This window comes from Paraburkholderia sp. GAS448 (assembly GCF_050435685.1).
Lineage (GTDB): Bacteria > Pseudomonadota > Gammaproteobacteria > Burkholderiales > Burkholderiaceae > Paraburkholderia.
Genome location: NZ_JBNDKT010000039.1, coordinates 37604 through 59472, shown reverse-complemented (window position 1 = coordinate 59472; position 21869 = coordinate 37604). Strand labels below are relative to the sequence as shown.

24 protein-coding genes are annotated in these 21869 nt (G+C 60.2%); 2 read left to right on the top strand and 22 right to left on the bottom strand.

Annotated elements, in window-relative coordinates; translation table 11 throughout:
- Positions 1 to 20 precede the first annotated feature (20 nt).
- The gene (locus P3T23_RS39460; RefSeq protein ID WP_429321472.1) at positions 21 to 1079 is read right to left on the bottom strand and encodes a tyrosine-type recombinase/integrase; all 1059 of its coding nucleotides are present in this window, start codon (positions 1077 to 1079) and stop codon (positions 21 to 23) included.
- A gap of 309 nt (positions 1080 to 1388) precedes the next feature.
- Here P3T23_RS39460 and P3T23_RS39455 point away from each other — a divergent pair, with 309 nt between their 5' ends.
- Positions 1389 to 1787 (top strand): hypothetical protein, encoded by a 399-nt coding sequence (locus P3T23_RS39455; protein ID WP_429321471.1) that lies wholly within the window; start codon positions 1389 to 1391, stop codon positions 1785 to 1787.
- Between the two features lie 54 nt (positions 1788 to 1841).
- Here the strand turns inward: P3T23_RS39455 and P3T23_RS39450 are convergent, their stop codons facing one another.
- The 21 genes from P3T23_RS39450 to P3T23_RS39350 all read right to left on the bottom strand — a co-directional run bounded on the left by P3T23_RS39450 (position 1842) and on the right by P3T23_RS39350 (position 20897).
- Positions 1842 to 3008: a DUF7146 domain-containing protein gene (locus P3T23_RS39450; protein ID WP_429321470.1), complete on the bottom strand. Its 1167-nt coding sequence runs from the start codon at positions 3006 to 3008 to the stop codon at positions 1842 to 1844.
- Between the two features lie 134 nt (positions 3009 to 3142).
- On the bottom strand, positions 3143 to 3751 hold the full coding sequence (locus tag P3T23_RS39445; protein ID WP_429321469.1) for a single-stranded DNA-binding protein: 609 nt from the start codon (positions 3749 to 3751) through the stop codon (positions 3143 to 3145).
- Between the two features lie 106 nt (positions 3752 to 3857).
- Positions 3858 to 5045 (bottom strand): hypothetical protein, encoded by a 1188-nt coding sequence (locus P3T23_RS39440; RefSeq protein WP_429321468.1) that lies wholly within the window; start codon positions 5043 to 5045, stop codon positions 3858 to 3860.
- The gene (locus P3T23_RS39435; protein ID WP_429321467.1) at positions 5042 to 5818 is read right to left on the bottom strand and encodes a hypothetical protein; all 777 of its coding nucleotides are present in this window, start codon (positions 5816 to 5818) and stop codon (positions 5042 to 5044) included. Before P3T23_RS39435 ends, P3T23_RS39440 begins: the two co-directional genes overlap by 4 nt.
- Positions 5819 to 5929: 111 nt before the next feature.
- Entirely contained in the window at positions 5930 to 8356 is a 2427-nt protein-coding gene (locus tag P3T23_RS39430; protein ID WP_429321466.1) for a hypothetical protein, read from the bottom strand.
- Positions 8357 to 8639: 283 nt separating this feature from the next.
- On the bottom strand, positions 8640 to 9035 hold the full coding sequence (locus tag P3T23_RS39425; RefSeq protein ID WP_429321465.1) for a hypothetical protein: 396 nt from the start codon (positions 9033 to 9035) through the stop codon (positions 8640 to 8642).
- A 139-nt stretch (positions 9036 to 9174) separates the two neighbouring features.
- Positions 9175 to 9402 (bottom strand): hypothetical protein, encoded by a 228-nt coding sequence (locus tag P3T23_RS39420; RefSeq protein WP_429321464.1) that lies wholly within the window; start codon positions 9400 to 9402, stop codon positions 9175 to 9177.
- Between the two features lie 97 nt (positions 9403 to 9499).
- Positions 9500 to 9955 (bottom strand): hypothetical protein, encoded by a 456-nt coding sequence (locus tag P3T23_RS39415; protein WP_429321463.1) that lies wholly within the window; start codon positions 9953 to 9955, stop codon positions 9500 to 9502.
- Between the two features lie 162 nt (positions 9956 to 10117).
- Positions 10118 to 10396, bottom strand: coding sequence for a hypothetical protein (locus P3T23_RS39410; protein WP_429321462.1), 279 nt, complete (start codon positions 10394 to 10396; stop codon positions 10118 to 10120).
- Positions 10397 to 10493: 97 nt separating this feature from the next.
- Positions 10494 to 10724: a hypothetical protein gene (locus tag P3T23_RS39405; RefSeq protein WP_429321461.1), complete on the bottom strand. Its 231-nt coding sequence runs from the start codon at positions 10722 to 10724 to the stop codon at positions 10494 to 10496.
- 286 nt (positions 10725 to 11010) lie between these two features.
- Entirely contained in the window at positions 11011 to 11370 is a 360-nt protein-coding gene (locus tag P3T23_RS39400; protein WP_429321460.1) for a hypothetical protein, read from the bottom strand.
- A gap of 240 nt (positions 11371 to 11610) precedes the next feature.
- Positions 11611 to 12252 carry a phospholipase D family protein gene (locus P3T23_RS39395; RefSeq protein WP_429321459.1) on the bottom strand — a complete coding sequence of 214 codons (642 nt, stop codon included), beginning with the start codon at positions 12250 to 12252 and terminating at the stop codon, positions 11611 to 11613.
- Complete coding sequence (locus tag P3T23_RS39390) at positions 12170 to 13165, bottom strand: metallophosphoesterase family protein (protein ID WP_429321458.1); 996 nt, start codon at positions 13163 to 13165, stop codon at positions 12170 to 12172. Before P3T23_RS39390 ends, P3T23_RS39395 begins: the two co-directional genes overlap by 83 nt.
- A complete protein-coding gene (locus P3T23_RS39385; RefSeq protein WP_429321457.1) occupies positions 13165 to 13518 on the bottom strand; it encodes a metallophosphoesterase in 354 nt (117 codons plus the stop codon). Before P3T23_RS39385 ends, P3T23_RS39390 begins: the two co-directional genes overlap by 1 nt.
- A gap of 127 nt (positions 13519 to 13645) precedes the next feature.
- Positions 13646 to 15070, bottom strand: a complete 1425-nt coding sequence (locus tag P3T23_RS39380; protein ID WP_429321456.1) for a hypothetical protein — start codon at positions 15068 to 15070, stop codon at positions 13646 to 13648.
- Between the two features lie 207 nt (positions 15071 to 15277).
- Positions 15278 to 16171 (bottom strand): hypothetical protein, encoded by an 894-nt coding sequence (locus P3T23_RS39375; protein ID WP_429321455.1) that lies wholly within the window; start codon positions 16169 to 16171, stop codon positions 15278 to 15280.
- 181 nt (positions 16172 to 16352) lie between these two features.
- On the bottom strand, positions 16353 to 16487 hold the full coding sequence (locus P3T23_RS39370) for a hypothetical protein (protein WP_429321454.1): 135 nt from the start codon (positions 16485 to 16487) through the stop codon (positions 16353 to 16355).
- Between the two features lie 29 nt (positions 16488 to 16516).
- Positions 16517 to 16810, bottom strand: a complete 294-nt coding sequence (locus P3T23_RS39365) for a hypothetical protein (RefSeq protein WP_429321453.1) — start codon at positions 16808 to 16810, stop codon at positions 16517 to 16519.
- A 231-nt stretch (positions 16811 to 17041) separates the two neighbouring features.
- Entirely contained in the window at positions 17042 to 17245 is a 204-nt protein-coding gene (locus P3T23_RS39360) for a hypothetical protein (protein ID WP_429321452.1), read from the bottom strand.
- Between the two features lie 147 nt (positions 17246 to 17392).
- Positions 17393 to 17815: a hypothetical protein gene (locus tag P3T23_RS39355; RefSeq protein WP_429321451.1), complete on the bottom strand. Its 423-nt coding sequence runs from the start codon at positions 17813 to 17815 to the stop codon at positions 17393 to 17395.
- Between the two features lie 553 nt (positions 17816 to 18368).
- Positions 18369 to 20897 (bottom strand): adenosylcobalamin-dependent ribonucleoside-diphosphate reductase, encoded by a 2529-nt coding sequence (locus tag P3T23_RS39350; RefSeq protein WP_429321479.1) that lies wholly within the window; start codon positions 20895 to 20897, stop codon positions 18369 to 18371.
- A gap of 395 nt (positions 20898 to 21292) precedes the next feature.
- Here P3T23_RS39350 and P3T23_RS39345 point away from each other — a divergent pair, with 395 nt between their 5' ends.
- The gene (locus P3T23_RS39345; RefSeq protein WP_429321480.1) at positions 21293 to 21865 is read left to right on the top strand and encodes a hypothetical protein; all 573 of its coding nucleotides are present in this window, start codon (positions 21293 to 21295) and stop codon (positions 21863 to 21865) included.
- Positions 21866 to 21869: the final 4 nt, after the last annotated feature.

Here is a 21869-nt window from a genome sequence, read left to right as displayed (position 1 = left end):
GGCCGTTGAGTCCCGTCTCGTCAGATCGGAACGTAGCCCGTATGCGTCGGGGTCATGCGCACTAGGCGCTCGACCATGCGGGTGTTCTGAATCCCCAGAAGCCCCGCCACCTTTTCCACCGTTGCACCGGCCAACAGGTGTCGACGCGCATACGTCGTGCGCAGCACGCGCGGGCCCATGTCATCGCCGTGGAAGCCGATCTCGCGCAGCACATCGCGCACGGACTTGTACACGCTCACGCCTGAGAGCGCCTGGCCGTTCTTGCCCGGGAAGACCACGTCCAGTTCGGCGTTTTTGGGGCCGACACCCCTCTCCCGTTCCTTGACCCATTCCCGCAGCGGTTCGACGCAGAACGGCGCCAGCGCTGCGCGATAGCCGTCCTGGTCATTCTCTGGCGTGCAGTCGAAGGACGGCACAACGTCGTTGAAGACGAACTGATCGAGGCGAGCCTCGCCGGCTTGCGACGCCGTGACGCCGCCGCCAGCGAGCAGCAGCAGTAGCGCGCGCGTGCGGCGGGCCGCCCAGCTCGACACATCCATCTCCTCGAGGAGGTAGGCCTGCAGACGCGCGTCGATCTCGGTGGGCATGCACACGATCCTCGGGCCGCTCTGTCGGGCGCGCAGCATACGCGTCGCCTTGAACACTGGGTTGGTCTTGCGGTAACCGCGGGCGACGAGGTGCTTCATCACGTCGTCGATGAGATCGGAGTGGCGCTTGAGGGTCGAGCGATGTGCCGGCCGGCTCTTCGCCTTGTGTGCGCCGGCCGCCACACCGGGTTCGCTCGGATCGCGACCCTGCAGGGACATCAGGAAGTCGTGCACCAGATCCGGCCCGGCCGACAGGACCGTCGTGTGGTGCTCAGCTACGTACCGGATGAAGCTGTTGAACATCGAGCTGAACTGGCGAATTGTCTGGTCCGAGTACGCGTTCCCCTTGTCGCTCGTTGCGACGTACAGCGCCCACATCTCGAACGCAAGCGCCGGCACGCGCAACCACTGGTCACGCGAAGGCGCGAGATCGATCAGGTCGGGTTCGATGCCCGACTCCAGATCCTCAAATAGCTGCCCTTGCTGAGCCATGTTCGCTCTCCCATTACCCATAGACCGGAGGGTAATGGAAAGGTCATTTGTTTACAAGCACTTGAATGGCACGGAACTTGACCTTCCCGCCTGGTGACGGTGTTCGGCCCGAAGGGCCGCACGGGTGGGAAATGTGTGGCTGTCCGTATATTAAGTTGAGCATCTGGGGGCGACTTGCGCCGCGAGCTGCAACCGGTATCCTTGGGGCATCTTCGAATCCATGGTGCTCTAGTGACTCTCGGTTCTCGCCTCCAAGCTGTGCGCGCCACCGCATCCGCGTCGGCGCCAGCCCCGATCGTTGGTCGACATGTGGCCGACCCGCTACCTCCGTTTCACTCGTGGGGGCTCGTCTTCGGCATCAGGGATGAGGAGGATGACGGCGCGGCCGCCGAGGTCGGGCGGACCAACCTGCCGGGCGATACCGTTGCATGGGCCGCTAATGGCCTGCCGTGGGGCTCGGCATCCGAATCCGCTTACGTGCTGGCCAGGCTCGTCGTGCGCTTCCTGCGGCCGGACTGGAAGGCTTCGTTCTGGTCGCGCGAGTATTTCGAGGAAGTCACTCGGGACTTCGCGCATCGCTTCCTCGTGTCGGCGCCGCGGTCCGGCGGTCAGGTCACGCGTCACCAGATCAACGCCTGGTTCGAATCACTGGGCCTCTCGGTAAGTACCCTTCCCTCGTCCGTGCGGCTCGTCTCGAGCACGCGCTAAGCACAAACGAAAACGGCCACCCCGAAGGGCGGCCGCTCTCAGAACATTGCGTCGTCATGCTGCGCGACGAAACGTCCGCGTCTGCTGGCGCAGACGCTCCTTCTCTTCCTGACGCGCGGCACGCTCGGCAAGCCGTTTCGCGCGACGTTCGTACTGCAGCTTCCAGATGTCGCAGAAGTCCACACCTTCCTGGACCGATGCGATCACCGTCACGCGCTTGCCCATCACGCGCAACTTCTCGGCGAGCAGCCCTGCGTGGTGCTCACCCGGCCGGATCTTGATGACGCCATCCTCGCCGTCTTCGCCCTTCGCTGCCCGCTTGTCCTGCTCGCGGTCACGATCGGCGTAGATGACGATAGTGTCGTACTTGCTCCAGTCGAGGTCAGCACGGCTCAGGTTGCCGCAATCGAGCATGCTGCGTACTTCGATTTTGTTTTCATATTTCGCAACGACTGCGAAGCCCGTTTCCGCACCTTCGGTCAGAGCAAGCGTTCGCGACACGGCATTGTTCAGCCGAGTCGAACCACCTGCAGGACCATCCGGCGCGGACATTTGCTTCTTTGCGGCCGGCTTACCCTTCGCATCAACGAACGGCACCTTTTCGCCTTGCGGCGTCAGGTAGATTCGCTGAAGCGTCCGAGCAGTCTTGTCGCCGGCGGCGACGAGCCGCTGCAGCAGCACCGGGAACTTGCCCATGTCCTTGCCGTCGTGCGTCCTGTACGTGAGACCAGGGTGATGACGAACATCCGGGCCAAGCCATTCGAGACGAAGGCCGGGCACGCGATGACACAGGTATGTCCATACGGGTGAGTCTTCCGTGATGGCCAGACTACGCTCCCAGGTGTTGCGCAGGATGGTGCGAAGTTCCTCCGGGCTCTTCGCCGGACGCGCCACCACTTTGACCTTCGGAACAAAGGTCGATGGCGCCATTCCTTGGTTGTATCGCTTGTGCTTCAGTTCGTAGTAGATCTCGGCCAGGGGCTTGCCGGTGACCTCGTGGATGACGCTCACGAGGTTGCCACCGGTTTCACACTTGGCGCAATACCAACCCGAACCGCCTTGCTTGCGACGCTCCCAGACGATGCGGAACGTCGCGGTGCCCGTACAAAATGGACAGGGGCCCCACTCGCCCTTGAGCATCGTGGGATCCTGCACGTAGTACGGAAGCACATTTCTCCAGTCGATCGAATTAACGTCGACGCGTTCTCTCGGATCATTCATGGTGTATGCCTCTTGCCAACGATTGGCGGATAAAAAGGCGCTGAAGACTCACCATGAGCCTTCCTGATGGATGCCGAAGCACACATCAGGAAAGCCCCCGAAGGGGGCGATCCTGGGCCGTTTACGACCCTCTGTTACATGGTTCCGAATGCGCGACGTGCGTCGAGCTGGCTGGCCGACTCGACGAACGGTATGTCGTCATCCATCTCGTCGAAGCCGCCGGGCACGCCGCCCGTTGCCGGGCGATTACCTTGGGCAGCACCCGCGCCGCCAGCACCGCCGCCGCGTGATTGACGTGCATACTCGTTCGAGCCTGCCGACCGCTGCTGACGTGCGGGTTGAGCCGCACGACCGCCGTCGTCGTCATAGCCGCCGTCGTGGCCGCCACCGCTGCCGCCGTCGTTGTTCGGACGGCCGCCGAGCATCTGCATCTGTTCAGCAACAATCTCCGTCGAGTATCGGTCGGTACCGTCCTGAGCTTGCCACTTGCGCGTGCGAATCTTGCCCTCGATGTACACGGACGAGCCCTTCTTCAGGTACTCGTTCACGATCTCGGCGAGACGCCCAAAGAACGACACACGATGCCATTCGGTTGCTTCCTTCACCTCTCCCGATGTCTTGTCCTTGTAGCGATCGGTGGTTGCGAGGCGAATGTTCGCCACCGCATCACCGCTCGGCAGATGACGTACTTCCGGATCTGCGCCAAGGTTGCCGACGAGAATGACTTTGTTGACTGATGCCATTTTTCATTTCTCCATGGTCTCTCTGGAGACCGGTGCGTGAGCCTTCCTTAAACGAACCGGGCAGCGGATGCTGCGCCGGCTCCTCCATTACCGCCTTCCGTAACATCTATCGACGTGCTCGATCCATGACTTGAAAGTCGTAGATGTTGCGCGTCTTCTCATTGCGGACACCGTTGCGAATCACCCAGAACTGCTGGCGACCACGCTTCAGGCTGATCGTGTCGCCGATGGAGACACGGTGGTTGTCCACGTGCTGTTCCAGCTCATAACCTCTGAACTGTTCTTCCTCGCCGCCAGACGTCCTCAACGTGATCGCGTAGATCTCGAAGGGATCCTTCTTCGGCTTCTTGACCTCGATGGCGCCGAGACCAACCACCTTGCCGACGACACGACGAGCCCCTCGGAAATCCACCGGGCCTTCCTCGACGCCGTTCGCCCCGGAGGGACGAGCATCTGCAGGAGGAGGCGGCGGATCACGTCGGATCGGTTGCTGCGGGCGCGGTGCTGCTGCGCGTGCAGGTTCCGGGCCGCGTGCGGGTTCCGGTGCAGGACCGCGACTGAGTGCTTGCGCGCCCATCTCGTCGAAGCACGGAATGTCCGCCCAGTGGGGAACATCCTCGTCCATCAACGGACCTGCTGCCGGTGCCGGTGCCGGCGAAGGCTGTCTCTGCTGCGGAGCCGTGTACTGATCGGGTTGCGCAGGCTGTGGAGCGGGCTGGCCCTCAGTCTTGCGACTGGGACCACGCCGCCGCGCTGCCGCGAGTTCCCGACGGGTGTACTCGACCGCTTCTTCCAGCGTGAACGCGACCTTTTCGTTTGCCGCCATGCTGCGCGTGAACGCGGCAAGGGGCTTACGAACACGGCCGATCTCGATGCGCTGAATTTCGTTCTCCGCGAGGTAGACCGAGAATCGGTACTGCCTGCCCGAGATCTCCACGACTGCGTGGCGATCGGCGATTCGCATCGTCGGCTTCCTCTCCCAGATCGACGGCTTCGATTCCTCGCCAGCCATGTTGGCTGCCGACTTGTCGAAGGTCGATCGACGGACAACCCGCGCGGGCGGCTCGTCGACAGCTTCCTTCAGCTTCGAAGGGGCTGCTTCCTTGCGCACCGTTGCGTCTGCCTGCGGCTCCTTTGCTTCCATCTCCTTGTCGGTGTCGGGCGAGCGCAGGGCACCGTGAAGGGCCTTGAACATTAGCTTCAACACCTTGAAGACGACGAGCACGCCGACCGGGAGCACATTGAGAATCCCCAGTATGGGGTCCGTGACACGGTTGTTCGCGCCTTGCGTCATTGATTCCTCCAACCAGTTACGTCGACATAGTCTTCGAGCTTGCGCTCGCATTTGAGCAGGAAGCCTTGGTCTCCGAAGGCCTCGATCGTGCGGAGCAGTCCCGTGAAATGCTCACGGAGGCAGCGAGCAGCAACTCGCCTGATCCACTCTGCATCCCATCCGAGCCGCTCGCAGACGAAGTCGAAAGGCACCATCACGTCAACCACCGTGACGCCGTCGATCACTTCGTCCGGCCGGGCGTCCTGAAAGGCGTAGATCCACTGCATCGCGTCATAGACACGCAACTCGTCTTGATCGCAATCCTCGAAACCGAAAAGGTCCGGGCCTGCGTCCTCGACGAAGTTGCGACGCTTGACGATCGCTCGCAGATCGTTCCACATCAAGTTGCCCATCAGCTTGCACATCACCAGTTCCGGTGCATCCGTCTCCTCGATGCGGCAGAGGAGCTTTTCGAACGAACCGGCGGGCTGGTCTTGCTCAACGTCGTTGTCGGTCGACATTTCCTCGTGGGCCAGAGCCGGTCGAGAATCCGTCGTCACTTCCTTGTCGTACACCCGGCGGCGCGAGTCCTTCGTCAGGACATCCCATACACCCGATGCAGCCTTCACGAGTCGTGGAGCCTCAGCACGGAGGACCGCTTCGTCGATCAGGCGATCGATTTGCTTTTCCGACGCGTATCCGGGCCATTCGCCTCCCAGCGGATGCTGGTCGACGGTGGGGGACAACGCCACCGGCGGAGGAGCTGCTACTTCTCCAATCAGTTCCAGGTTCATGATGCTTCCCCTTTGCCTCAGAGAGGCCGTTGAAAACCGGGAAGCGAGGCCGGAGTCTTTCCCCAACCGCGTGGCAGGGGGAAGACCCGAAAGGGTCTTTCCAGGGATGACTTAGAGATCGGCTACGTTGATCACGTAGTCGGCCAACCCTTGTATTTCTTTCGTCTGAGTCACGAAATACTCTCGCGAGTATTTCCCTAGCTCGAGGACACGACGCTTGAGAAGGATGAGCTGCCGCTTCTTCTCCTCATCCAGCAGACCGTCGGTTTCGTCCGAGAACAGCGTATCGGAGCGGAACCGGGCGGCGCCAGCGAGGTAGAGAGCAACTGCGCGCATCAGACAGTCGTTGACGTACACGCACTGTCCGCCGCTCAGCTTCTGAACCGGCTTTTCCTTCCCGTCTTCGACGTCGAGGACCATGATCTCGAAGCCTTCACACAGGCCCCCGGAGCGCAGTTCGCGTTGCGTCTCGAAACGCACCGAAAACCGCCCGCCGTAGCAGACAGCCAGAAGGTCATTCGCAATCGCTGCGATACCGGGACCGGCATCGTCGATCGAGAACGCCACCAGACCGTCCCTGCCGAGCGCTTGGGAGGCGAGCTCCCATGCTTCGATTTCCTGGCCAAGCTTTTCAGCTACGTGAGACAGCGGCCCGAGTTCTGCAATCCCGGCTTCTGCCCGGCCGACACGCTCGTGAACCTGAGCTTGTTTGGCCTGTAGCTGAGCAATCTCTCCCTTGATCGCCAGCACCTGTGTTTCAGCTTGCGAAAGCGCCTTTGCGACACCCTCACGAACCGACGCATCGGCGCCCACGGGCAGAGCCTGCAGCTTTCCCTGATACCCGGCAACCGCTTGCTGATGTGTCTGCTGGACCTGGGCGATCGCAGCGGCACACGCGGTCGCTGCCGCGTCGATGTCTGCTATGGCGGTATTCCGCGTGGTTTCGTGTCGCTCAAGGTCCGCTTTCTTCGCGGTCAGGAGGTTCACGACGCCGGGGCGAGCCGCCTTGGCTTCGTCGATCAGTTGCGATTGCGATGCGAGCGGAACGAGACGATCCAGACTGCGGATCACTGCATCCAGTTCCTGCCCGACCTGAGCATCCTGAGCTTCCAGTGCGTCGAGTTTTGCAACCTCCACACCGGCCGACTTCAGCTCGTTGTTAATGGTCGAATACTGCTTGCGCTGATTGGCCAAGTCCGTCGTGACCTTGGTCAACTTCGCCCGAGCTTCGCGAGCATCCTTCAGGAGTTCGCAACCGGCAGCGAGTTCCATGCCTGAGCACGGCACCCGATCAGCAAGCGCGGCAACCGTGTTCAGTTGCGTTACTCGATCGCCAGTGGCTTTCCCTTCAGTCGCTACCCGCGCCATATCCGCCGTCAGGGTCATGGTCTTCGTCCGATAAGGACGAAGCGTCACGATCTGTCGTCGGATGCCGTCGAGGCTGCCTGTCAGGGCCGTTCGCCTGGACTGCAGCGGGACGACCTGGCCGGCCGCTTCTCGAACCGTCTTCTCTTCGGCGATCCTCGAGTCGATCGTCGTCAGCCGGGTTTCGGCTTCCGTGATCTCTTTCTGAAGTGCCTTGATCGACCTGTCCGCTTCGGCGTCGCGCTGTTTCAGGGCGGAGACTTGCTTGGCCGTCTGATCGCGAAGTTCCGATACGCGCGCGGTGGTCCGGCGATTCTCGGTCTCGATCAGTTCGTGCCATTGCTTGCGCTGCTCTTCCACACGCTGGAAGCCGGTGGCCTCCGTGTCGAGCTGCACAATCCGGGCGCGCAGCTTCTGTACGTCCCGTTCGACCTGGACGAGTGTGGCTGCGTTCGCCTGCCCCTGGCTGATCAGCTGTTGCGCTTCGGTGCGTGCGGCGCTAGCGGCGGCGCGAAACTCTGCGCCATCACGGATGCGGGCCTGTACCTCAGCCAGCTTCTCGCGAAGCAGGCTTGCCACTTCGGCGGCCGACGCGCTGTCGCGCAGCAACTCGTCGTGACCGAGCCAGGCACTCAAAAGAGCCTTCACGTCGGCGTGCTCGTAGTCCCCCAGCATCTTGCGGCGGTGAGCTGCGAACTGCGTAGTGAAGAACACTTCCGGGCGGCCCAGGATCGCCTCGATGCAGCGATCGTAAGTGGCGGCACTACCGTCAGACGTTGTTCCGTCCGGCAGGACTACCGGCGCCCAGTCGTCGCCATCCAAACGGTGCAGGAAGGCTTGCTGATTGCGGGTCTTGCCGGTGACTCGAAAGACCAGATCGGAGCGATAGCTGACGCCATCGTGCGACCAGTCCAGTTGCTTCTGTGCGAGGGGTTCCGCGATTTCGTCCCAGTAGGAAAACGAGGAAGGCTTGAGGCCTTCACACCGCGACGGCATGAGCCGATACGGTTGCAGGTTGTCCAGGATCGTCGTCTTGCCCTGCCCGTTCTTCCCCACAAGCGCAACAAGCGTTGCCCATTCGGGGATGACAGAGAGATCAAGCGTGACTTGGGATTTTCGACAGCCGGAGAGGATTCCGGCAAACCCCCTCAGAAAAAGCCTTGAGGGTTCCATTTTCGATCTCCATGCCGCGGAGCGGCGTTTCAGAAATCGGCGCGGGGCCGCGTCTCCGAAGGGATCGACGCAGAACTATCGCTCATGCCGGTGGCATGGGGAATCAGCTTCTGCGATTTTCATTTAGAGTTGCCGCCAGCGCGGCCTTACATGACGAACAGTACACGAGCCTGGCGGAGGATGCAACACACGAACGTTTTGATAGCGCAAACCTGACGGGGAGGTTTTCCCTGCGAGATTGGCGGGTAATAAGGATGACCGGGGCTAGCCGGTCATCCTGTTACTACTTCAATTTCACCTTCTCTACGGCATTGCTGCTGTTCGAGTTGGGTTTCCATGATCTTGATTTCCTATTTATGAACTTTTTAATGCCCTTAAACGTCGTCGCTGGAACGAGATGTTCCACCAATTTCCACAGCTGGATGAGAGTGATGAGAAACTCACCAAAATCAAGCAGCCTCTGGGTTTCGACACTCACGTGAGACTGTTCCACCAGCCACATCAACAAGCCCAAGGGAATCAAAGGGATGATGATGAGACTGTGTTTAAAGAACTCGAGCCATGCTTCGGCTGCGAGGTCTTTGGTTTGTTGCCAAACACCTTCCTTTTCGGGCTGGTGCGCTTTCCTGACAGTTGTTGAGGCTGTTGGTCTTTGATTTGTTGATACTTTTCGATTCATAGGCTTCTCCTTTTTGCTCGTCGCGAGCGGTTGAAAGGAGATGGACCGCGAGGCCCGGACAGATTTGAGGATCTGTCGAGGCCGCCGCGGACGCCCAAAGGCGCCGCAGCATGCGTTCACGAATAGCCGAAAAGTTACTTTAGTGCGCCGGTCCGGCCAGGTGTACGTCCGCGAAGTTGTTGTTGAGCCGGCCCTGCGGGGGATCGTCCTGGTGATCCATGCGGACGGTGCCGTAGCTCCACGAAACGCCTCGAGGATCGAGGTCGCAGGCGAGCGTGCGGACATCGTCCACCTTCTCCAGCGCGGCCACGTGGTTGTCAGCGAAAGGCCCGAGCAGGGGCACCCATTTCCGTCCGGTTTCGTTCATGGCGCATAGGCCGCATGGCCTGGACAGGCTGGCAGCCTGTCGGAGCCGCCGCCAGCGCCCAGAGGCGCTGCGGCATGCGTTCACGAACCCCGAATCGTTACTGCACGGGGTGAGCTTCGATGAGGTATTCCGAGTGGTGCTCGGTGTACGTGTGGTTACCCGCGTCGTCGTCCGCGATGTCCCGGGCTTCGTCGAGCGTTCGGGCCGACAGACGGGTCGGCCGCGAGCCGTAGCTCACGCGCGTCACCTGCACCTCGAACTCCTGCATCGGGAGCTCGTCTTCCTTCAGATCCTCAACCTCGATGTCGGCGAGCGTGCCGGCGACTTCGATCGTCAGGCCGTGCGGGCCCGAGGTGCCGACGATGCGGAACGTGATCTTCGACAGCCCGTCTACCTCACCAGTCGTCATCTCGGCGAGCCAGCTTTCGAGATCGTTGCCCGCCATCTCGAAGACGTTGCTCAGATCCGTCTCGAACGTCACCACGATCTGACCGTCGCCGTTGACGCGTGCGGTGTTGCCGTTCGGGAGTTGCACGTAGCGTTGGTTACTCATTGATGGTGCTCCTTTTATGTGCCCATAGAGGCGGTGGAAAAGGAGTGAGCATCATGCTCGGCGGAGGCTGCGGCCTCGGCGGAATGACATGCGTCAATGCGCTGCGTGGAAAGTCGAAAGTCCCCGGAGGGACTTTCGTTCAGTTTGCACGATTCAGGTTACTTAATCGACCTGGACGCAAACCCAGGAGCCGTCAATCCACACTTCGGTGAGCTTGCACCCGTTGAGATGAATGACGGAGCGCAGCGGTGACGTGCCGATAATCTGACGCACCGGCGTGTTCTTGCGCAGTTCACTTTGTGCATTCATGATTTCCTCTTTTTGCCTTGCAGGCGTTGAAAAGAGGAAGTCGCGGCACGGGGCAGCGACTTTCCTGAACCCAGAAGGCGCAGGAAAATCGTCTCCTTCGCGTACCTCAAGAGGCGTGAACGGAGTGGACATCATGCTCAGCGGAGGCTGCGGCCTCGGTGAGACGTGCTCAAATTTCTTGCGTGGAAGGTCGAAAGTCCCGGAGGGACTTTCGAATCGTTGCGAGTGATCAGCAGACAGCGACTTGCTTCGCGTGACGACGAAGCGGGCTCTGCAGAAGAGCAGAACCCATGGCTGCTGCAGGAGCAACGACGGCCATGAGCACGAGGCTGATGTGAATCGCTGCTTTGCTTTCGAAGATACCGCCACCGTAGATGAGGAGCATAAATCCGATGGTGTAGACGATCGAAAAGACCAGGAAGGCCCTCGAGAATTTGTTGCGCTTGATGATCGTGTTCATGATGATCTCCTTGTGCCACTTGAGGCGTTGAAAAGGAGTCAGCGCAGTGCGCTCAGCTTAGGCGAATGCCTTAGCGAAACACGCGGCGATTCACAACACGGTTGCCTGCATTTGATGCTTACCGAAAATGCCGATTTAACGGCTGAATGGACTTTACCAGAGGCCCCGAACGTCGAGCAAGTCGAAAGATCGACCAACACCCCCAAAGGGGCGCTGGTTCGTTCGATGTCACGTTGACGTTTCGATCACGAAGCACGGTCCGACACTCGGCGAGTGGCGGAACACGTCATTCCGCGATACGAAGACCGTTGCCCGCGGAGACAAGCATTACTGATGCCCCAAGTCGGGGTTGATGTGCGCGATATGCCATGGCGACGTACACCTCACCGTCCGCGACCTGCACTCCGACCTCGACGAGGTCCTGTACAGGTCCACGCAGCACGCCCTTCGCTTGCAGCGGAGTAGGAGCCGGTGCGAGGCGAACTCGTACGACAGTGCCGGTTACTCCGTTCAAAGTTCGCTGATCCGCTTGTTGCGCGGAGGCGCTCTCGCTGAGGCATCCGCTGGCGCTAACGAACGAGATGGCGGCGATCGAGACGATCAGGAAAGTCTTCGAACGGTTCTTGCGATTGATGATCGTGTTCATGATGAGCTCCTTTTGCCAATTGAGGCGTTGAAAAGGAGTCAGCGCAGTGCGCTCAGCTTAGGCAAACGCCTTAGCGAAACACGAGGCGATTCACAACACGCTTGCTTGGATTGATGCTTTCAGAAAATGCCGATTTGACGGCTGAAAGGACTTTAGCAGAGGCCCAAAACGACGAGCAAGCCGAGAGATCGGCCAACACCCCCGAGGGGGTGTTGGTTCGATGTCACGTTGACGTTTCGATCACGAAGCAGGGTCCGACTCGCGCCAGAGGCGCTGCCATGCCCCGGTGAAGCTTGCAGCCATACGCGGCGAATGTCGGAACACGCATGCGTTCTCCGCATGCTCGTTCGACGCAGCCGCCTTCGTATAGTTGAGGCTACCCGTTTCGACCGCCGTCCCGTCGAGCACCATGAACTTGTCGTGGAGCATCTTCAGGCGGTTGTCGAACTTCACCGGGATACCACTTTCCATCAGCATTCGGACCTTGGAGGCCGACTTCTGATTTTCCGTGGTATCCGCGACCACAGCCACCTTCACGCCACGCTCGTGCGCCGCGATGAGTGCGCGAGCGATGTCGAGCGAGGTGAGCTCGTAGGCCGCGACCAGGATGGTGGCATCGTCACCGGCACGCGCACGAACCTCGTTGATCGCATGGATCACGCGGGGATTCGCGCCGCCCTCCGGAGAAAAACCGCAGTCCCACGTGGCGCCCGGCTCGAAGGCGTGCTCTTCCGAGACGCCTTGGCTGCCATCCCCCTCGTACGACGTACGAACGAAGCGCGACACCTGCGGAGACGCGCTATTGAGCAAGTGCTTGACCGGCTGGATGATCGAATCCAAGCTCTGCGCATGCGAAGAGGTCCACGGCATGGCCAGCATCATCACGATGCTTATGAGAAAGACTTTCTGCTTCATGAAAAAACTCCTTGATAAGGTTTGTTGCGATTGATCTGACGTCGCCCGTCGCGAGCAAACGCACTCTCGGCACGACAACCGACGCATCGTTCTCTGTCGATTCGCACCACTTTCCTACCTTCTCCGCCAACGTCGGCAGCGTCGAAATCCCGCTGCAACGCTGACGCTGAAAGGCAAGCAACTTCGGTTCGATGCGAACCTCGGCCGCCTGCGCCAACATCTGTTCGATCGCCTGCTTGTCCACCGTGGCCGCCAGTTCGGCATCGACGGAGTAGCGAACACGAACGAACGACCCGACACATGCGGCGGCCTGCTCTTCGAGCCAGGCCATGTCGGGCACGCCGTCGAACAGCAAGTCGACCATCACGCGTGCCGGCGTCTCGTGGAACGCGAAGTCGCAGTCACGCGGCCCGATGCTCCAGACAAGAAAGCCCTTCTTCCCTTCTTCGCCGTAGTGGAAGCGCCCGATCGAACCCGGGTATGCCACACGCTGGACGAAGCCTTCGATTTCGCGTTCCCACGACTGATGCCGGTGGATGTGACCCAGCATCGTGGCAGTCGACTGCGCTGCGTACAGGCCGCCCGGTGAGAATTCGTGATCCTTGCCAGCCATGGGAACCCCATGCTCGGTCAACGACCCACTCACCGTGCCGTGGCCGACCGTGACGGTCGGCACGCCGGCGGCGCGTGCTGCAAGGTTTTGCGCAGCAAAGACCCCTTGCATCAGCCCAGCGAGCACATCGCCCATGGCTTGCGCCACGTGCTCCGCACCCACCGACGAGACCAGATCCGACTTGTTGACCGTCGGTACGCACGACACCAGCAGTCGCACGTCGTCTAGGGAATCCCCCGGCGACATGTAACGCCACTGCGTGCCCATCAAGGCCACCTGTCCGATCCTGTCGACAGTCTCCACGGGGTGCCTGCCACCCGCAAAGCGGTAGATGGCCAGCATCCGGGGTAGTCGTGCAGGAACGTGCCTTGCAGGATCAGGACCGGGCAGTGATCCGCCAGGCGCCTGATTTCCTGCATCAGCCGATGAAGCGCGGCCGAGTGCGCGTCCTGCTTGTGGTCCGTCAGATCACCCGAGATGATGGCGACGTCGACCCCTTCGCTGATCGCGGTGCTCACAGCATGGCCAAAGCAGCGGCCCGCCTCGAGCAAATTCCCGATCGAGAAATGCAGATCGCTGAAATGCGCGACCTTGATCCTCCTCCCCTGTTCCTGGTTCATGGGTTACTCCTTCTGCCACAACGTGGCGGTATGAAAGGAGTACAAGAACTTCCCGATGCCTCTGGTTCAGGGACATCGGGAAGCCTCCCCTTGGGGGGGGGTTGCCCACGGCATGAGCCGTATTCGCTTAACAGGTCGCAGCCTGCTGCATGGCACCGCACGCGGTTTCCATGGCAGCGATGCCGGCTTGCTCACCGTTGGCGAAGAGTTGCTTGATGTGCGAAATGAGATCGCGCATCTTTGGGAAATTGCGTTCCCAGTTGCCGACGACATGGCTGGCGTACTGCGCGAACAGATCCGGAGGAATCCGGTAGTCCACGGCCAGCAGGCGAGACTCGAGGTACACGTCCGCGTTTTCCCCGTAACGGGTCAACTGGTTGATGCCCTCCACCGCCTTCGCGAGCAGTTCTTCCTGCTTATCCCAGCCAGAGCCGTACTTGTGATCGAGGTAACGAAGAGAGAGTGCCTTGTCGCAGCCTCCCGAGCGGAAGACCTCTTCAAGCGCAGCGCGAAGCTGCGTTGCACGCTCACCGTTGCTCGCCACCAGCTCGGCGTCGATCACTTCCGCCGCGTGTACCGAAGCGGCCTCAGCCTCGGCGTGCTCGACCGGTGCTTGGGTAAGCCACGCCACAGGGGCGACATGCTCAACCGGGTTGCGCCCGATTTGCAGCATCGAAGCGATGTCGATGGCAGGCACAATCCGCGGCACCCACTGGAGGCCGGTCTTGCGCTTGCCGTCGCTGTCGAAGTAGGTGCGCTCCTCCTGAACCTTGGTGATCAAGAAGACGGGCTTGCCAGGCTCCTTCGGATTGAAGGTCGGTATGTGCCCCAGCGTGCTGCGGATCTGATCAAGGGTCGACCAGATGTTTTCCGCGGCGTACTCCGAGCTGGTTTCCATTTCAACGATGCCAAGGCCGACAACGCCGGGGATGTAAAACTTCAATTGGCCCCGAAACTGGCAGAGACCGGACTGAAATTGCTTGCACACCCGCGGCTCGCACAAGCTTCGAACCTCCCAGTCACGCGGGGGAAGACGCTTGACGCCAGCCTTGCGCTGCTCGACCACCTTCTTCGCATCGAGTCCCGGCAGGCACTCGCAAACTCGCTCACCGCGCTCGTTGAAAGCGGAGTGGTAACGGTCCTCGCCTTTGTGACTCTCGAAGCGGTGCGGGAAGAAGTCGAACAGCTCGTTGCTGTGGAAGAACACAGGGAATCGGCGGAGCTCGCGCTTGCCGTCCACGTCTTCACCGTACAGATCCAGGATCGTCTTCGGAAGTACCGACATCACGAAGTCGTCCACCGAGAGGTGAAACGCCTGCGTGTTGACCGGATACATCGGATTTTTGATGCCGGTCCTGGCGGTGATGTCCTTCTCGATCATGGAGGCGCGGCGCTGCTGAGCAATGCCGTCCTGGTAGATCTGTACTGCAATTGCGTTTTCCTGCGCGGTACGGGTCAAGACCTTGGTGCCGCAGCGGATCTTTCCGGATACGCGCGGGCCACCGAAATTGGTGGTCGTGCGCTCGGACAGAATCGATTTCGTCGGTTTCATGGTTTCTGCCTTCCTGGACTTACGTCCGTTCGGGTTATCGATGGCGAAATGCCTTTTCGATCCTCATGCCAGTGCTGGCGATTGAAGGAAGGCGTGCGCAGCGCGCACGGCAATGCGTGTGGCATTGCCGTACAGCCGCAGCGTGCTCATGCGATTTCGAGAGAGACGAGGAGACGACGGGCACATTGCCCGCCGTACCAATTTCGATTACGCGAGACCCCAGACGCCCCGCTCTTCCGACATGAAGTCCGGATAGATTTGCAGGGTCTGGCGGATCTTCTCGCGCCAGCTGCTGTTGGTGTTGACTCGATCCGTCGACGCCGAGACGGCCTCGTAGATCTTCGCCAGCGGGGCCTTGCCGCCGAGCTGCATCAGCACCGAGCGCACGATGTTGCGCCACGTTCCCTGAAGTCTCTTTTGCGCCTGGCATGCCATGGCGCTCAGGACCGCGAGGATCGCGCCCGTCTTGCGACGAAACAACACGATGTACTCGTGCATGATGAACGGCAGGTCCATCTTCCCGTACGACTGAAAGTTGCTCATCGCGTTGTGCTGCGCCTTGATGAGCACGCCAGCCAGCTCCTGCGCCGGCAGCCGCGCGATGATCTCGGCCTGGTACGAGGTGTACACCCCGTTGCGGCGCCAGTCACCGATGATGCAGCCGTAGTAGCCACCCGGCAGGGTCGCCTCCCGCTGGTTGAGCATGGCGAGGTGCATCTTCTGATGGAAGTCCTCGTCGTCCACGCAGCGCGACAGATCGTCGGGATGGGCTTCTCTGCCCCAAACCTCGCCCGAGTAACGAATCATCCCGTGATACGGCGGATGCGACAGCACCAGGTTGCCCTGCTCGCCCGTCGCTTCGACAATCGAGTCGCGCAGGATGTTGAAGTCCTGATGCAGGTCGAGGCCGTAGGCTGTGATACCCATCTCCTTGGCGACTTCGATGCTGGTGCCCGAACCCATCATGGGGTCGATGAACACCGGGCGATCGATACGACCGAGGATCTGCTCGAACAGTTGCCGGTAGATGTGACCGCTGCAATTGCCGCGCCACTTTGCGTTGCCCCACGGACCGCGATCCGGGAAAGACATGATGCTCATGATTGATCTCCAGTTAGTGCCATTGCTGGCGTGAAAAACCGGAGTGCCGTTGGCACTGCCATGCGGGAGACATGGCAGTGCGCGTGTGTGTTTCGACATGACCCGCTGTGAGATGGACCCGCCCGAAGGCAGGTCCACACAGCGTCACGTCAAGGAAACCGTGACGGTTGAATGCAGGGGCCTAGTCCGCGAGATGCGGCTGCGACCCCAGCCCCAGCATGCCCATGATGCAGCGGGCAACGGGCTTGAGCGGCTCGGACAACTCGTGCGCAAAGTCGATCAGTTCACCGACAAACGCTTTCGTGTACGTGCTCATGCTGTTCCTCCTTCAGAGTTGTGGGCCTATCAACCAAACCGCTTCACGAACCTTTTCAGGCCGCGAATGCCAATCCAGCCGGCAGCGGAAAGGTGCAGGGCGAGCATTAGCGCATGAAACGCAAACAGGACGTAGCCCTGAAACGGATCATGGGTTACTCGCTCCACTCCGGCGAAAACGCCGTTGAGGAGCAAGGCAGATGCACCGATGACGAGAGACAGCGCAGAGATGAGGACCACGTCCGCCAGAAAGCGCACGAACACGATCAGCCCCTCGTCCACTGACTCTCGGATTTCTTCCTTGAGCTGATGTTCCTGGCTCATAGACTTCTCCCGATTTAAGTTGCTCCAGTCTTTTGAACCACCTGACGTGATGCCGGTGAACGGCTGGAAAAATCGGAGCCCAGAGGGGCAAGGACAAGGGAACCTGTCCGTGCGCGAGAGGGCAGAGTCTTACGAAGCGCTGCCGCTGAGCGGGCAGGCTGGGTGGTGGGGGTGCGGTGCAGCGAGCAACATCCCGAAGGATGCTGCCGCTACACAGGTTGCTGGTGACGATTACGTACGAGCCCACTTTTCAGCGCGGCTCGCGATCTGGTACACAGTGCGGTTGATAGCCACAACTCCGCGGAACGCGAACCGAAGCAAACCGACCGAGATAACGATCGCTACGATGGGCAGATTCAGAATACCCAGCGAAGGATGAATCCACTTCGACTTGCGATTTTTCTGTTGCTGCTGTTGCGGCTGTTGCTGGTTCATGGTGATCTCCTGTTGCCGTAGCGGCGCGTAAAACCGGAGATTCGTTCTTGGCACAGCGTGCCTGGTACGGATGCGACATCCGCAGCAGAGACCCGTGTGAGGTGAAAATCCGCCTGCCCTGAGGAAGAGCGGATTTCCTGGTTGCGATTAACGACGACGGTAGCCCCAGCCCGACTTGAGGTAGGCCGAGATCGTCGCGCCTGCCAGGCTCAAGATGAATGCCAGCGGCACGATCCCGAATGCGATGATGATCCCCCACCCTTGCAGGACACCACCGATCAAGATCGAGTGTCCCAACAGAGCGTCGGACATCATCTGCAGGATGGTCAGATGCGCGGCGTGAACCGTCGCAAAGTAGCCATCCAGAGCAGCTTGGCCGCCAATCTGGAAGAGCTCTGCCCAACCCTGCGTTTCCTGAGCGATACCGAAGAACAGAACGACGATCCCCATGAGCCAGAAGGCTGCGAAGGGAATCCACATACCGCTGCTGAACTCACGCACAGCAGAGCCGAATGCGGCGATGGCACGGTCGAGGTTCGACGGAGTGGCGTAGATCGATTTCACGTTCATGATTAACTCTCCTTTGCCGTATCGGCGCGTAAAAACCTGGAGAGCGGAACTGGACGCGACAAGCGCCCTGTCCTTTCCGGACGAGCTGTCGAGGAAGGACTCCGTTGGATTGCTGAGGGGGGTGGGAAGACTCGGGAGAGTCTTCCCTGGTCGCGATTGACGTTGTGGCCGGCGTGATGAGGATCACGCGCGTCCAGTCTCTGGCGTACCGGGCGGATATCCGGACCGAAGTCGCGGGCAACGGCGACGGGGCGAGAGATGCGGATTCAGATTGCGGTTGATGATTTTCCAGTCGTGCCAGGAAGGCGCGTAAAACTGGGAGGGCACTGGTTCAGCCACTTTTGCAACCCAAAGGATTGCAGAAATTGCTGGGGCGCCGTGAGTCTGCACATGCTGCCGCCAACGCGGCGAAGCCCATTCTACGTATAGCTATCGGTTCTTGCAAACCAAAATTGAAGAAGGAAAGGACCTTTCGGCCCTTCCCAGGTACATTTCCACGTAATGGTTACTATGAAGATTCCCCGCACGATCCTTCAATCGCACGGGGAAGCCTTCAACCGCAACTACCGACATCGCCGCAGTTCAGGCACTTCAGACAGCCGTCGATCTTGTGCATTTCGTGCGCACCACAGGTGGGGCACTTCTTGCCAAGACCAACGCCGTAGAAGGGTTTGCTCTTCTCGACCGGTTCTTCGTTCGTTTCCACGAACTCCGAAACCGCACCGATGCGACGTGCGTAGGCTTGCGCCAGCACACGAACAGGCACCTGATTGCCATCGGCATCCAGGAACCCGCGTTTCGCGAGGATGCTCTGCAGCGCGTACGTGATGGCCGCTACTTCCGAGTCGTGATAGCGCGGGATCTCCACCCCGTCCTCACGCACGATGTGACCACAACGAACAGGGCCCTTGTCCCAAACCGTTTGTCGCAGATTCGCGAGCAGCTTGCCGATCGAACCGCCTTCACGTGCAACCATGGACAGCGAACGCATCGTTGCCGTGATCCACTGCTGACCTTCCGTGAGCTGACCAGCCGGTACGAAAAACTCCACCGGACGCTCGATTTCCACTTCCTGGCCGCCGAAGATGCCCTTGACGGTTGCGAAACTGATCGAGAGATAGGCGGTCTGCTTGCCTACCGAATTCCAGTAGATGGTCTTTCGCGTGAGCGACTCGAGATCGCCATCCGGGCGAGCCGAAAGACGTTTCACGAGCGGATCATCGTCGAAGACCACAACTGGCCCTGCAGCACCCGGTGCCACGGCAGGCGCGTCCGAGAGGACGGAGCCCAGCGTGTCGTTCGGACGATACGTTGCCAGCCCCTTGAGCCCCGCCTTCCAGCCATCCAGATAGAGGTTTTTGAATTCCTCGTACGGATAGTCTTCGGCGACGTTCACCGTCTTGCTGATCGACGTGTCGATGAACGGCTGCACGGCTTCGAGCATTTGCATGTGCTCGGTTGCCGAAATGTCACGTGCGTGGACAAAGTAGTCCGGCAGACCATTGAACTCGATCGAACCGTCCTCCTTCACCAGCACCTGACCCAGGCCCAATTGCTCGTGATACACGCGCAGCGCATGGTCATAAACCACTTGCCACTTCGTCGAGCCATCGTCCTGACGCACCTTGCGGTTATAGCCCCAGCCAAAGGCCGGTTCGATACCGTTCGATGCGTTGTCGGCAAACACCAGCGTGATCGTGCCCGTGGGTGCGATCGACAGCAGGTGCGAGTTGCGAATGCCATGCTCACGAATACCAGCCTTGATGTGTTCCGGCAGACGGCTAGCGAAGCCGCTTTGGAGATACTTTCCCGCATCCAGCAACGGGAAAGCACCTTTTTCCTTGGCGAGTTCGATCGACGCTTCGTAAGCCGCGTCACGCATCACTTCCGAGATACGAGCCGCAATCAGGCGAGCGTCCTCCGCGTTGTACTTCACACGCAGCATCACGAGCGCATCGCCCAGACCGAGAAAGCCCAGACCGATACGACGCTTGGCCTGTGCTTCCGACCGTTGCTTCTCGAGCGGCCAGTACGACACATCCAGCACGTTGTCGAGAATACGAATACCGGTCTTGACGACCGCCGCAAAGCCTTCGTAGTCAAACACGGCGTTCTGCTTGAACGGGTTCAACACGAACTTCGTCAGGTTCACCGAACCGAGGCAGCAGCAGCCGTAATCCGGCAACGGCTGTTCGGCACAGGGGTTCGTCGCTTCGATCTTTTCGCAGTAGTAGAGGTTGTTTTCCTCGTTCATGCGATCGATGAAGAGCACGCCCGGCTCCGCGTGATCGTAGGTCGACTTCATGATCTGTTCCCACAGATCACGGGCGCGCACCTTGCGATAGACATACTTCCCGTCTTCTCGCTGGTATGTGCCTTCGAGATCCGGATGCGGGGCTGCGACGTGCGCGAGCTCCACTTCCTGATCTGCGACCACGGCTTGCATGAAAGCATCCGTGACGCCGACCGAGATGTTGAAGTTATTCAACTTCCCTACCGTACGCTTCGCGTTGATGAAGGTCTCGATGTCCGGATGATCGCAGCGCAGCACACCCATCTGGGCGCCACGGCGAGCACCGGCCGATTCCACCGTCGTGCACGAGGCATCGAACACATCCATGAAGGATACAGGCCCCGAGGCACGCGAATGCGTACCCTTGACCCACGCGCTCTTCGGCCGGATCTGCGAGAAGTCGTAGCCGACCCCGCCACCGCGACGCATTGTTTCCGCCGCTTCAGCGAGAGCCGTGTAGATACTCACTTTCCCGTTAGCCGTTTCGTTTACCGCATCCCCCACCGGCTGCACGAAGCAGTTGATGAGCGTGGCCTTGATGTCGGTACCAGCGGCGGAATTGATGCGACCGGCCGGGACGAAACCATCGTTGAGCGCCTGCAGGAAGCCGGTTTCCCACTCGGCACGAACGTCGGGCTGTTCAGCCTGCGCGAGCGCATGAGCCACCCGGGCGCGAACGTCCGCGATCGTCTTCTCGTCGCCCTTCGCGTACTTTCTCTCAAGCTGCTCGATCGAGATGGTTTGCGGGGGTAACGTGCCGGCGATAATGCTGTCATTTGCATTCGTGATAAAACTCCGTAAATGATGCGCCCAAGGCGCGTTTGAAAACCACTCCGGATGAGGCAGGCGCACGAACGCGCATGACACAGCCGCAGAGGTCTTTGACGGACGCTCAGGTCGATTACGGAAATGGGAAATCACGACACCCGGGCGGGCGCGTTATTGCGGAAGCGAACCAGTGCTCGGATTGCTTGGGCGGCCAAAAATCTGGCGCGATAGGAAATCAATGCCGACAACTCGGCGTGTGTCGATAATAGTTGAACTTCCCTGAAACTACAAATTGCGAAAATTTGCCAGATAACCCAAGCATTCGTCCCGACCTGCTAAATCCTCGCGGGGAAAATCCGGAAAGACACTTTGGGCGCGCGCCGCGTGCAGCAAGCTCACTAAACGGACGACTAGCCTTGAATACCGCCGATCAGTCCCAACTGGAGGATTCCTGGGCCGATGTGCCCATCACGATCCCCAAGAACCTCGAACGCATCGAGGCGATCCGCACGAACATCGCGTCGCGCACCGAGATGCGCGTCCGCTCCCTGCTCATTCGCCGCTGGGTGGATCGCGAGTTCTACTTCGTCTCCGAGCGACTGTTCATCCGCAGCCGCGGCCTGAAGACGCGAGAGGCAACGGCCAAAGCCCTGCCCGGGCTGGTAAAGGATCTCAAGTATGCGGCGCTGGGCCTTCAGGTGGACGCCGAGGCCTACGAGGGCGAGTTGAACGAGGCCATCGCCCGTAAGACGCGGTTCGATCTGATCCTCGTCATGCCGATGCTGTCGACGCTCTACCGCGAGTTGCAGCGGGCCGATCTGGCCATCGCCCAGTTATACATGTCTGAGTACAACAGGAAGATCACCTACGAGCAGCGCGAGGCCATGCTCCAGCCCCTCCACCTGGCGCTCGTCGCCATCAAGCAGCACGCCATGGGTGTCGTGCCCAAGACGATGGCGGAACTGGCCGAAGAGCTCCAGATTAGCTGATTCG